This is a genomic window from Kineosporia babensis (genome assembly GCF_021129305.1).
GTDB classification, from domain to species: Bacteria; Actinomycetota; Actinomycetes; order Actinomycetales; family Kineosporiaceae; genus Kineosporia; species Kineosporia babensis.
Window position 1 is genome coordinate 55,162 of the sequence record NZ_JAJOMB010000019.1, and the last position, 12,802, is coordinate 67,963.

A 12,802-nucleotide genomic window follows, 5' to 3' on the forward strand; every position below is an offset into this window, starting at 1 on the left:
CAGGCCCTTTGCGCCTGCGCAACGGTCTTTCTGCCCTGACCCGTGTGCGCGCATGTCGCACCGGATCCCTCTGGACGAGGAGTACCCCTTACGTGGGAAGAACCATGACGCCTGCCCTGGTTGCCGGACTGCTGTTCCTGGCCGCGTGCGGGTCGGGCTCAGGCACCTCGGGCGCCGGAGGCGGCTCCGGTGAACCGAAAACCGGCGGCACCCTGACCTTCGCAGTGGGCTCGGACACCGGCTGCGCCGACCCCCAGCAGGTGGCCAGCAACGACTCCATCTACTCGGTGCGCCAGTTGGTCGACTCCCTCACCGACCAGGACCCCGAGACCGGCGAGATCGTGCCCTGGCTGGCCGAGAGCTGGGACGTCAGCAAAGACGCCAGCACCTTCACCTTTCACCTGCGCGAAGGCGTGACCTTCAGCGACGGCACCGAACTCACCGCCGACGTGGTCAAGGCCAACTTCGAGGCCGTACCTGACCTCGGTGCCCTCGCCACCCTGGCCACCGGCTACCTCACCGGGGTCAAGGAGATCACCGCCGAGGACCCGCAGACCCTGACTGTGGCCTTCGAGCACCCCAACGCCCAGTTCCTGCAGGCCACTTCGACCCACTCGCTGGGTATCGTCTCCCAGGCCAGCACCGAGCTGACGCCGCAGGAGCGCTGCACCCAGGGCATCGTCGGCTCCGGGCCGTTCACCCTGGCCGAGTACGTGCCCAGCCAGTCGGCCACGCTGAAGAAGCGCACCGGGTACGCCTGGGGTTCCTCGCTGTGGACCAAGGACGGCGAGGCCTACCTCGACGAAGTGGTGTTCAAGGTGCTGCCCGAGGCCGGAGTGCGCACCGGCAGCCTGCAGTCCGGCCAGGTGGACGCGATCGGTAACGTCGCCCGCGCGGACGAGCCCGCCCTCGAGGCCTCCGGCGCCACTCTGCAGGCCCGGGCCAACCCGGGCGCGGTGTTCAACCTCGGTGTGAACAACTCCAACCCGATCCTGCAGGACGAAAAGGTCCGCCAGGGGCTGCGGAACGCGATCGACCGCCAGCAGATCGCCGACACCGTGTTCAACAGCGGCACCGAGCCGGCCACCAGCATTCTCTCGCGCACCACGCCCGGCTACCACGACCTCTCCGCTGAGCTGGGGTACGCACCGGAGGAGGCCAAGGCCCTGCTGGAGGAGGCCGGCTGGAAGCCCGGCGCCGACGGGGTGCGGGAGAAGGCCGGCCAGAAACTCGCCCTCAACCTGGCCTGGTTCGCCAACTCGCCCACCAATCAGCCCGCCGTGGAACTCATCCAGCAGCAGCTCAAGGACGCCGGGGTGGCGGTGGAGCTGAAGCAGTACGAGATCTCCCAGGGCCCCGAGGTGCAGCAGTCCGGCGACTTCGACCTGATGTGGGGCAACCTCACCCGCGCCGACCCGGACATCCTGCGCACCCTGTATTCCACCAGCCTGGCCAACGTCTACCGGGTCCCGGCCAGTGACCTGGACTCCACCCTCACCGCCGAGGCCGGCGCCGTGGACGCGGCCGAGCGCAAGGAACTGGTGGCCCAGGCCCAGGAGGCCATCGTCGGCAACGCCTACGTGATCCCGGTCGTCGAACTGCAGACCAAGCTCGGCGTCGCGGCCCGGGTGCACGACCTGAACTTCGAGGCCTCCAGCCGGATCCAGCTGCACGACACCTGGGTCGAATGATGCGCCGGTACATAGCGAAACGAATCGCGCAGGCGGTCGGGGTGCTGTGGGCCGCCTACACCCTCTCGTTCTTCATCCTCGTCCTGCTGCCCGGTGACCCGGTCACCGCGATGGCCGGGCAGGGCATGGATTCCGCCCCGGTCGACCCGGCCCGCCTGGAAGCCCTGCGCGCGGAGTACGGCTTCGACCAGCCGGCACCGCTGCAGTACCTCGAATACCTGGGCCGGGCCCTGACCGGCGACCTGGGCGACTCGGTAGCCACCGGACGCCCGGTCACCCAGCTGATCACCGAAGCGCTACCCCAGACCCTGCTGCTCACCGCCAGCGCCCTCACCCTCGCCCTGCTGTTCGGTGGCGCGCTGGCGATGGCCGCTACCTACAGCGAACGCCGCTGGGTCCGGCAGTTCCTGCTGTCCTTGCCGCCCCTGGGTGTGTCGGTGCCGACCTTCTGGATCGGCCTGATGCTGGTGCAGTTCTTCTCGTTCCGCAACGCCTGGTTCCCGGCCTTCGGTAACGACGGCGTGAAAGGGCTGGTTCTGCCCGCCGTCACGCTCGCCGTCCCGACCGGCGCCCAGATCGCCCTGGTCCTGGCCAAGAGCCTGAGCACCACCCTGGACGAGCCGTACATCGCCACCGCCAAGGCCAAGGGCGCCGGCCGGGTACACGTCCACCTGCGGCACGCCCTGCGCAACGCCGCCCTGCCGGCCCTGACCGTGGCCGGACTCCTGGTCGGGGCGCTGATGGCGAATGCCGTGGTGATCGAGACGGTGTTCTCCCGCAACGGGTTGGGACGCGTCACCCAGGCCGCGGTGGCCGCCCAGGACATCCCCGTCGTCCAAGGCGTGGTGGTCTACGGAGCGCTGGTGTTCGTGGTGGTCAATTTGCTCGTCGACCTGGTGTATCCGCTCCTGGACCCGCGCATCGTCCTGGCCCCCACCCGTCCTCAGGCAGTTGCCGCATGAGCGGCCAACTGCTGGAGACGGGCACGGCGCTCGGCCTGCCCACCACCCCTGACCCGGCCCAGAGCGGTTCTCGTGGCCCTGACCCCGCGCGGGCCACTCGCCGCACCCTGGCCTTCTTCGCCAGGCGTCCCGGCCTGGTGCTGTCGATCCTGATCGTCCTCGTCGTGGTCGTAGCCGCCTTCGCCCCCGGAGTGTTCAGCAGCGCCGATCCCACCCGCGGCGTGCCGGAGGAGAACTTCCAGGCCCCCAGCACCGCGCACTGGTTCGGCACCGACAGCCTGGGTCGTGACCTGTTCGCCCGCGTGGTGCACGGCGCGCAATTGTCGCTGCGGGCAACCCTTCTGGCCGTCTCCTTCGCCTTCGTCATCGGCGGGATACTCGGCCTGGTCGCCGGGTTCGTCGGGCGCTGGGTGGACGACGTGATCATGCGCTTCGTCGACGTGGTGCTCTCCATCCCCACGCTGTTCCTGTCCCTGGCGGTGGTGACCGCCCTGGGCTACGGCACGACCAAGGTGGCGATCGCCGTGGGCGTGGCCAACATCGCCGGATTCGCCCGGGTGATGCGCGCGGAAGTGCTGCGGGTGCGCACCGCGCTGTACGTCGAGGCCGCGCGGGGAGTGGGCGCTCGCTGGTACACGGTACTGGGCCGGCACGTGCTGCCGAACAGCATCAGCCCGGTGCTGGTGCTGGCCACGCTGGAGTTCGGCACGTCGATCCTGGCTGTCTCCAGCCTGAGCTTCCTCGGTTACGGGGCTCCACCGCCGGCGCCGGAGTGGGGAACGCTGATCTCGGACGGACGGAACTACCTGGCCAACGCCTGGTGGCTGACGGCCCTGCCGGGCCTGGCGATCGCGGCGACCGTGCTGGCGACCAACCGGATCGCCCGGGCCCTGGAAAGCGAGGTGAGACAGTGGTGAGCGAGCCTCTGCTGCAGATCAGCGATCTGGCGGTCTCGTACCGCACCCGATCGGCCCCGGTGGTAGCGGTGGACGGGGTGGACCTGGTGGTGCACTCCGGCGAAACCGTTGCCCTGGTGGGGGAGTCCGGTTCCGGCAAGAGCACCACCGCGCACGCCGTGGTGCGTCTGCTGGCCGGTAACGCGCAGATCGAACGAGGGACGATCCGCTTCGCCAGCCAAGCGCTGGAGGGCGCGTCGGAGCGGGAACTGCGGAACGTGCGGGGCGCCCAGATCGGCCTGGTGCCACAGGATCCGGCGGTCTCGCTGAACCCGGTCAAGCGCGTGGGTGAGCAGGTGGCCGAGGTGCTGCGGCTGCACAGCCTGAGCACCCGTAAGCAGGCGGCACTGCGAGCGGTGGAAGTCCTGGACCGGGCCGGGCTGCCGGATGCGGCGACCCGGGCCCGGCAGTACCCGCACGAGCTCTCGGGCGGGATGCGGCAGCGGGTGCTGATCGCCATGGCGATCGCGGCCGATCCGAAGCTGATCATCGCCGACGAGCCGACCAGCGCGCTGGACGTGACGGTGCAGAAGGTGATCCTGGACCACCTGCAGCACCTGGTGGCCGAGTCGGGAGCGGCGGTGCTGCTGGTGACGCACGATCTGGCGGTGGCGGCCGACCGGGCCGATCGCATCGTGGTGATGTCCGAAGGCAAGGTGGTGGAGACCGGGCCCACGGCGGCGCTGATGTCCGACCCGCAGCACGAGTACACGCGGCGCCTGCTGGCCAGTGCCCCCAGCCTGCAGTCACCGCGGCCGGTCAGGACTCTGCCCCGGGAAGATTCGGCAGCAGTGGAGCACCCGTTGCTCGACGTCCAAGATCTGGTCAAGGAGTTCCCCCTTCCTCGTACCGCTGCCGGCCCGTCCAGTGTAAGAGCGGTGGACGGCGTGAATTTCGTTATCCACAGGGCGGAAACCCTCGCATTGGTGGGTGAGTCCGGATCCGGTAAGTCCACCACCGGGCGCCTCGTGCTGCGACTGGCCGACCCCACCGCAGGCCGGATCCAGTTCGACGGCACGGACATCACCCGCTCCGGCCACGCCGCCACACGGCAACTTCGGCGCCGGGCCCAGCTGATCTACCAGAACCCCTACGCCTCGCTGGATCCGCGGTTCACCGTGGCCGAGACCATCGAGGAGCCGCTCAGGGTCTTCCGGATCGGTGACAAGGCCAGCCGCCGCACGAACGCTCGCGAGCTGCTGGACAAGGTGGCCCTGCCGAGTGCCATGCTGGAACGGCGCCCCGCGGAACTGTCCGGTGGCCAACGACAACGAGTGGCCATAGCCAGGGCGTTGGCGCTCTCGCCGGATCTGGTGGTCTGCGACGAGCCGGTCTCGGCGCTGGACGTGTCGGTGCAGGCCCAGGTGCTCGATCTGCTCGTGCAGCTGCAGGCCGACACCGGCGTGGCCTACCTGTTCATCTCGCACGACCTGGCCGTGGTGCGTCAGCTGGCCCACCGCGTGGCCGTGATGCGTAACGGAAGGATCGTGGAAACCGGCACCACCGAGCAGATTTTCAACGAACCGCAGCACGAGTACACCCGCGAACTGCTGGCCGCCATCCCCGGCCAGGCCGTCGCCGAAGGAGTTCAGTCATGACCACCTCAGCCTTCCTCGCGGACTGGCAGGCCTGGCGCACCGAGCGCGATGCCGTTCAGTCCGACCCGCACGGTTTCCTCGCAATCACCAACCTGCACTGGCTCACCGAGGAGGGGCAGCGTTTCGACGACGCTCCCGGTGAGTGGAGCACCAGCGAGAAAGGAATCAGCGTCGAGTTGGGCGAAGAGCAAATAACAGTGGACGGGAAGACACGCACCGGCCGCTACGAGTTCGGCGTGATCCCGGAGCGCGGCAGCGTGAAGGCCTTGTGGGGTGACGCGGTCATCGAGGTGGCCAAGCGTGGCGGGTTCGACATCATCCGGCCCCGGCACCCGGACAACCCCCTGGTCAAGGGCTACCACGGCACGCCCACCTTCGACCCGGACGAGCGCTGGGTGGTCTCGGCCCAGTACACCCAGTTCGATCAGCCCCGCCCGGTCACGGTCGGCGCAGCCGTCGAAGGGCTGGAGCACATCTACGAGGCCCCTGGTGAGCTGAGCTTCGAGCTTGACGGCCAACAGCTGAAGCTCACGGCCTTCCCCGGCCACGTGCCCGGCACCCTCTCGGTGCTCTTCACCGACGCCACCTCCGGCGTCACCACCTACGGAGCCAACCGCTCGATCCAGGTGCCGGTTCCTGACCAAGGCGGCCACACCGTCCTTGATTTCAACCGTGCCGCCAATCTGCCCTGCGCCTACACCACCCTCGCCACCTGCCCCTTGCCGCCTGCCGAGAACCGCCTGCCGATCGCGATCGAGGCCGGCGAGAAGACCCCCTACGAAAGCGCGGACGCCAAATGAGCCTGCACCTCGGTATTGCCCTGGACGGCGCCGGCTGGCACCCGGCGGCCTGGCGTCAGCCCGACGCCCGTCCCCATGAACTGTTCTCGCCGCGCTACTGGGCCTCGCTGGTCCAGGAGGCCGAGGCCGGCCTGATCGACCTGGTGACGATCGAGGACGCACTGAATCTGCAGTCCGACGCATTCGCCACTCAGGACGAACGCACCGACCGGGTCCGCGGACGTCTCGACGCGGTTCTGATCGCCGCCCGCGTCGCTCCGGTGACCCAGCACATCGGGCTGATCCCGACCGCGATCACCACCCACACCGAGCCGTTCCACCTGTCCAAAGCCATTGCCACGCTGGACTACGCGGCCCTGGGACGAGCAGGCGTACGCGTGCAACTGGCTCCCCGGCAGGACACGGCCAAGCATTTCGGACGGCGTGATGTCCCGGCGATCGACGTCACCCGGATCAACGACGGTTCGCAGCAGCAGTTGCTGGCCGACGGGTTCGACGAGGCCGCCGACTACGTCGAGGTGCTGCGGCGATTGTGGGACAGCTGGGAGGACGACGCCGAGATCCGGGACGTGGAGTCCGGGCGTTTCGTGGACCGGGACAAGCTGCACTACATCGACTTCGAGGGCCGCTGGTTCTCGGTCAAGGGCCCCTCGATCACCCCGCGCCCGCCGCAGGGTCAGCCGATCGTGGCCGCGCTGGGGCACGCGGACATCCCCTACCGGCTGATCGGGCGCGCGGCCGACCTGGGCTTCATCACCCCGCACAGCGCTACCGAAGCGGCCGAGCTGGCAGCGGTGATCGACCGGCACCGGGTGGCAGCCGGCCGCGTCGAGGAGAAGATTCACGTCTGGGCCGACCTGGTCGTGGTGCTCGACGAGACCGAATCGGCCGCCTGTGACCGGCTGGACCACCTGAACGAGCTGGCCGGCGCCGAATACACCAGCGACGCCGAGATCTTCGCCGGAACCCCGGCCCAGCTGGCCGATCTGCTCCTGGACTGGAATCTGAGCGGCTACCGGCTGCGCCCCGCCACCGTGCCTCACGACCTCACCCAGATCACCCGGGGCCTGGTGCCGCAGCTGCAGCAGCGCGGAGCCTTCCGGACCGCCTACGCCGAGGGTGATCTGCGCTCGCGCCTGGGCCTTCCCCGACCGGCCAACCGCTACGCGAGTGCCTGAGAGGCTGATCATGACCAAGCAGATCCACCTGGCGGCGCATTTCCCGGGCGTCAACAACACCACGGTCTGGAGCGATCCGGCGGCCGGCAGCCACATCGAGTTCGACTCCTTCCGGCGCTTCGCCCAGACCGCCGAGCGCGGCAAGCTCGACTTCCTGTTCCTGGCCGAGGGCCTGCGCCTGCGGGAGCAGAAGGGCCAGATCTACGACCTGGACGTGGTCGGCCGCCCGGACACCTTCACCGTGCTGGCCGCTCTGGCCGGGGTGACCGAGAAGCTCGGCCTGACCGGCACCATCAACTCCACCTTCAACGAGCCCTACGAGGTGGCCCGGCAGTTCGCCAGCCTGGACCATCTCTCCGAGGGCCGGGCCGCCTGGAACGTGGTGACCAGCTGGGACAAGTTCACCGGGGAGAACTTCCGGCGCGGTGGCTACCTGGCCCAGGAGGACCGCTACGCGCGGGCGCGCACGTTCCTGCAGACCACGGCCGAGCTGTTCGACTCCTGGTCGGGCGTCGAGATCGTCGCCGACGCAGCATCCGGCCAGTTCCTGAACACCGCGGCACCCGGCCGGTTCAGGCACCAGGACCGGTTCTTCGACATCGAGGGCCAGTTCAACGTCCCGCGCAGCCCGCAGGGCCGACCGGTCATCTTCCAGGCCGGCGACTCCGAGGACGGCCGTAACTTCGCCGCCGCCCAGGCCGACGCGATCTTCTCCCGGTACGCCACCTACGACGAGGGCAAGGTCTTCTACGAGGACGTCAAGGGCCGCCTGGCCGGATTCGGCCGCGAGCGCTCGGACCTGCTGATCCTGCCCGCCGCCAGCTATGTGCTCGGCGACACCGACGCCGAGGCCGAAGAGCTCGCCTACCAGGTGCGCCGAGCCCAGGTATCGCCGGCGACGGCCCGGAACTTCATCGAGCAACTCTGGAACACCGATCTGTCCGACTTCGACGTGGACGGCCCGCTCCCGTCCTTCGATCCCGTCGTGGAAGGTGAGCTGATCGCCAAAGGCCGCGCAAGCGTCCGTCAATTGGCGAAAGACCCGGTGGCCCTGGCCAACGAGTGGCGCGCGAAGGCGGAAGCCAAGAAGCTCTCGGCCCGCGACCTGGTCATCGAGGTCACCGGCCGGCAGACCTTCGTCGGCTCGGCGGCCACCATCGCCGAGACGATCAACCGGTTCGTGCAGGACGACGTCTCCGACGGGTTCATCCTGGTCCCGCACATCACCCCGGACGGCCTGGCGCCGTTCGTCGACCAGGTCGTCCCGTTGCTGCAGGAACGTGGCGTTTTCCGCACCGACTACGAAGGCTCGACGCTGCGCGATCACCTGGGGCTGAAGTACCCGGCCTGAAAATCGACGGACGGGCCGCCTGAGTTGTGCGCTCAGGCGGCAGGACCGTCGGGGTTGAGCCGAACGAGTGCGTCGGCATCAGTTGGTTCCCGGGAGCGTCGACGCACGAGAGGTGAGTGCGCTGCGCGACGACGGCCTCCTACGCCTGCATCTGGGTGTAGGGGTGGTGCTGTCGTCGGTCTGCGTCCTGATGCCGGCGGGGTTGGCGCACGACGTGCTGTACACCGCGATCACCTTCGGGTGCATCGGGATGATGGTGGTCGGGATCCGGCGCCACCGGCCGCCCACGGCGCGGGGCTGGTGGCTGGTCACCGTAGGCGTGGTGGTGTGGGCCGCGGCGGACGTGCTCTGGGCCGTCTACACCTGGATCCTGCACATCTCTCCGTTCCCGTCGCCGGCCGACGCGCTCTACCTCACCAGCTACGTGCTCATCGCCTCCGGCTTCTGGTGCTTCGTCCGGGCCCGGCGCGGGGAGCGCGACCGCGAGGGATTCATCGACTCGGCCATCTTCACCGTCGGCGCGGGGCTGATCAGCTGGGTGGTGCTGATGCGGCCCGGGCTGGAGGCGGCCGAGGAGACCATGAGTGAACGGGTGCTGGCTGCCGCCTACCCGCTCAGCGACGTCCTTCTGCTGGCCCTGCTCGTGCGCCTGCTCACCACGAAGGGCGCTCGCAGCGCGTCGTTCCGCTGGCTCGTGGCCGGCAACTCGTTGCTCCTGCTGGCCGACTGCGCCTACCAGTACACCAGCATGACCGAGGTGTACACCGGCGGTGCGATCACGCTGCCCTGGCTGCTGAGCTACGTCTGCTTCGCGGCGGCGGCGCTGCACCCCTCGATGCGGCATCTCACCGACGGCACGACCAGCGATCGTGGCACCCGCTTCACCAGCAGCCGGCTGGTCGCGCTGACCCTGGCCAGCCTGGTGGCCCCGGGCACCCTGCTGCTGCAACTGGCTTTCGGTCTGCGCCAGGCCGCGTGGGCGGTGGCCCTGTCCTCGGTGGTGCTGTTCCTGCTGGTGGTCTGGCGCATGTCCGGCCTGCTGCGACGTCTCGACGCGCAGACCGCCAAGCTGGCCGACCTGGCCCGCACCGACGCCCTGACCGGTCTGCCCAACCGGCGTACCAGCGATGCGGAACTGGAGCGGATGCAGACCCGGGCGCGTACCGAGGGTTTGCCGCTGTGCGTCAGCATTCTGGACCTGGACCGGTTCAAGGCGTTCAACGACACCTACGGGCATCAGGCCGGAGACAGCCTGCTCGTCACCGCCGCAGCCGCCTGGCGTGAGCAGATGCAGGCCGAACGGGCTGACGTCGGCGAAGGACGGGCGGCCATGCTCGGGCGCTGGGGCGGCGAAGAGTTCGTCCTGCTGGCCCTCGGGCACGATCTGACAGCAGCCGCCGCGCTGGTTGACTCGATGCGTGCCGTCACGCCCGCCGGGCAGACCTTCTCCGCCGGCGTGGCCCAGTGGGACGGGCTGGAGTCGGCCGAGGCCGTGTTCTCCCGCGCCGACCAGGCCCTGTACGAGGCCAAGGACGGCGGCCGGGATCGGGTCTGCCTCGCCGCCCCAGGGATGGTCATGGAAGCTGTTGAGGTTCCCGGTAACGCAACAGCGGAATCAGGCTGAGCGCCACCAGCAGGCTCGGCAGCAGGGAGAACCCGAGCGCCACGGCGGTCAGCGCCGAGTCGGGCTGCTGGGCGATCGTCTCGAACGAGTCGGCGGAGCGGTAGTGCCCGACGGCCAGGACCAAGGCATAAAGGCCGGGGCCGAGGGCCATTCCGAGCGTCTCCCCAGCGGTCCAGATCCCGGTGTAGACACCGCTGCGGTTGTCTCCGGAACGGCGCGCGTCCTGCGCCGCGATGTCCGGCATCATCGCCATCGGGAACAGCTGCATGCCGGAGTACCCGATCCCGGCCAGCGCGGCCACGGTGTACACCCACCACGTGGCCGAGGAGCCGGCCCAGAACAGCAGCGGCGTGGCGGCGATCCAGACCAGCGAGGCCAGAAGGTAACCCCGTCGCTTACCCAGCCGCTGACCAAGACGCCCCCAGGCCGGAGTCAGCAACAGCGCCGGCCCGACGAAACAGACGAAGAGCGCGGTGGCTGCCCCCTCGTCCTCCAACACCCAGCGGGCCGCGTAGTCGACCGAGGCCAGCATGGTGCTGGAAGCCAGGGCCTGAACCACGAAGACGATCAGGAGCAGCCGGAACGCCCGGTCGGACGAGATCAGCCGGAGCTGCTCGCGCATCGTCCCCGCGCTCTCGGACGCGGTCCGGATCGGTGCCGTGCGAGTACCGCGGTAGGAACCGATCACCCCGAGCAGCAGGAGAACACCGATCAGCACGCCCATCACCCGGTAGCCCGACTGCCCGCCGAACGCGTCGCGCACCGCGGGAGCACTGGCCCCGGCCAGCATGATGGTGAACGCCAGGATGCCGACCCGCCAGCTCATCAGCCGGGTGCGCTCGTGGTACGAATCCGTGATCTCGGCCGGCATGGCCATGTACGGAACCTGGAAGAACGCGTAGGCCGTGGCGCAGAGCAGGAACATCACCAGGACCCAGAGCGCATCCAGCGCGGTAGATCCCAGCGGCGGCCCGGCGAACAGCAACGCGAAGCACAACGCCAGGGGCAGACCACCGAGCAGCAGGAACGGACGTCGGGGGCCCCGCGGATCGGTGGAACGGTCGCTGATCCGGCCGACGATCGGGTTCAGGACCACGTCCCAGGCCTTCGGCAGGAACACGATGAGCCCGGCCAGCGCCGCCGCGACGCCGAGCGTGTCGGTCAGGTAGGGCAGCAGCATCAGACCCGGGACCGTGCCGAACGATCCGGTGGTCACCGACCCCAGGCCGTAGCCCGCGCGGACGCGAGGGGAAAGCGGAATGTCCGTAACGGGAGTATTCATCGCCGATGACCATATCGGCGGCATTGGACCCGACGGCCCCTCCGGTTTCAGGTTATAGCGCGACCAGGGCCTTGCGGCAAGGCCCCGGTCGACCCTCAGAATCTCGGGCTGTAGCCGAACTTCTGGGGGATCAATATGCGCGTTGTGATGTCGACCTACGGGTCGCGGGGTGATGTCGAGCCGATGGCCGCTCTGGCCGTCACGCTGCAGGAACTGGGCGTGGAGGCGGTGGTGTGCGCCCCGCCGGAGGACGAGTTCCGGGCTCTGCTGGAGCGGGCCGGGGTGGAGATGGTGGCGGCCGGGATGGCGGTGAAGGAGCTGATTGCCGAGGCTAAGGCGAACCCGCACATCACGTTGCCGGAACGGGCTCGCAAGGTCACGTCCCGGCAGTACGAGGCCGTGCTCGAGGTGGCGCAGAAGGCCGACGTGATCATCGGCAGCGGCCTGATGCCGGCCGCGGCCGGGGCCCGCACTGTGGCCGACCAGTTGGGCCTGCCGTTCCACCTGGTGGCGTTCCAGCCGGTGACGATGCCCTCGCCGTACCAGCCGCCGGTGGCCTACCCGGGTCGGCCGCTGCCTCCGGACGTCACCGACAACCGCGAGCTGTGGAAGCACGACGCGGAGAGCATGAACGTGATCTTCGGCGCGGCGGTGAACGACCATCGCGTTTCGGTAGGGTTGCCGCCGGTACCGAGCATTCGGGCGTACGTCCTGAACAAGCGTCCCTGGTTGGCCGTTGATCCGGTGCTCTCCCCGTGGCGGCCCTCGGACCTGCTCGACGTGCTGCAGACCGGCGCCTGGATCCTGCCCGACACCCGTCCGCTCCCGGCCGAGCTGGAAGCGTTCCTCGAGGCCGACCAGGAACCGGTCTACGTCGGCTTCGGCAGCATGGCCATGGGCAACGCCCCGGCCGAGGTGGCCCGGGCTGCGGTTGAAGCTGCTCGAAAGCAGGGGCGGCGGTTGGTGATGGCCAAGGGATGGGCCGGGCTGGAGGCGATCGACGAGGCCGACGACTGCTTCGTGGTCGGAGATGTCAATCAGCAGAAGCTGTTCCCACGGGTTGCCGCGGTGGTGCATCACGGCGGCGCCGGAACCACCACCGCTGCCGCCCGGGCCGGTACGCCCCAGGTGATCGTCCCGCAGGTGGTGGACCAGCCCCATTTCGCCCGGCGGGTGGCCGAACTCGGTATCGGAGTGGCGCACGAAGGCAGCGTTCCGACCAGCGAGTCGCTCGCTGAAGCGCTGAACCGGGCTCTCGGCATGACCCGGCGGGCCCAGGAGATGGCCGGTCAGATCAAGACCGATGGGACGCTCGTGGCGGCTCGGGAACTGGGCGTCGCCTGATCGCGGGGGAGAACAC

General features: G+C 69.2%; 10 protein-coding genes. 9 read left to right on the forward strand and 1 reads right to left on the reverse strand.

Annotated features, from left to right (window positions below):
* Positions 1–104 precede the first annotated feature (104 nt).
* From LR394_RS28925 to LR394_RS28960, 8 genes are all read left to right on the forward strand, one after another.
* Positions 105–1,691, forward strand: coding sequence for an ABC transporter substrate-binding protein (locus LR394_RS28925; RefSeq protein ID WP_231447739.1), 1,587 nt, complete (start codon positions 105–107; stop codon positions 1,689–1,691).
* On the forward strand, positions 1,691–2,653 hold the full coding sequence (locus LR394_RS28930) for an ABC transporter permease (RefSeq protein ID WP_231447740.1): 963 nt from the start codon (positions 1,691–1,693) through the stop codon (positions 2,651–2,653). Before LR394_RS28925 ends, LR394_RS28930 begins: the two co-directional genes overlap by 1 nt.
* Positions 2,650–3,570, forward strand: a complete 921-nt coding sequence (locus tag LR394_RS28935; RefSeq protein WP_231447741.1) for an ABC transporter permease — start codon at positions 2,650–2,652, stop codon at positions 3,568–3,570. The genes LR394_RS28930 and LR394_RS28935 overlap by 4 nt, the downstream gene beginning before the upstream one ends.
* Entirely contained in the window at positions 3,564–5,207 is a 1,644-nt protein-coding gene (locus LR394_RS28940) for an ABC transporter ATP-binding protein (RefSeq protein WP_407937147.1), read from the forward strand. Before LR394_RS28935 ends, LR394_RS28940 begins: the two co-directional genes overlap by 7 nt.
* Positions 5,204–6,007: a DUF1684 domain-containing protein gene (locus tag LR394_RS28945; protein ID WP_231447743.1), complete on the forward strand. Its 804-nt coding sequence runs from the start codon at positions 5,204–5,206 to the stop codon at positions 6,005–6,007. Before LR394_RS28940 ends, LR394_RS28945 begins: the two co-directional genes overlap by 4 nt.
* Positions 6,004–7,185 (forward strand): LLM class flavin-dependent oxidoreductase, encoded by a 1,182-nt coding sequence (locus LR394_RS28950; RefSeq protein ID WP_231447744.1) that lies wholly within the window; start codon positions 6,004–6,006, stop codon positions 7,183–7,185. Before LR394_RS28945 ends, LR394_RS28950 begins: the two co-directional genes overlap by 4 nt.
* Before the next feature lie 10 nt (positions 7,186–7,195).
* Positions 7,196–8,536, forward strand: coding sequence for an NtaA/DmoA family FMN-dependent monooxygenase (locus tag LR394_RS28955; protein WP_231447745.1), 1,341 nt, complete (start codon positions 7,196–7,198; stop codon positions 8,534–8,536).
* A gap of 112 nt (positions 8,537–8,648) precedes the next feature.
* Positions 8,649–10,160: a GGDEF domain-containing protein gene (locus LR394_RS28960; RefSeq protein ID WP_231447746.1), complete on the forward strand. Its 1,512-nt coding sequence runs from the start codon at positions 8,649–8,651 to the stop codon at positions 10,158–10,160.
* Here LR394_RS28960 and LR394_RS28965 read toward each other — a convergent pair.
* The gene (locus tag LR394_RS28965; RefSeq protein ID WP_231447747.1) at positions 10,111–11,442 is read right to left on the reverse strand and encodes an MFS transporter; all 1,332 of its coding nucleotides are present in this window, start codon (positions 11,440–11,442) and stop codon (positions 10,111–10,113) included. The genes LR394_RS28960 and LR394_RS28965 overlap by 50 nt on opposite strands.
* A 147-nt stretch (positions 11,443–11,589) precedes the next feature.
* Between LR394_RS28965 and LR394_RS28970 the strand changes: the two genes are divergently transcribed.
* Positions 11,590–12,786, forward strand: coding sequence for a glycosyltransferase (locus tag LR394_RS28970; RefSeq protein ID WP_231447748.1), 1,197 nt, complete (start codon positions 11,590–11,592; stop codon positions 12,784–12,786).
* Positions 12,787–12,802 lie beyond the last annotated feature (16 nt).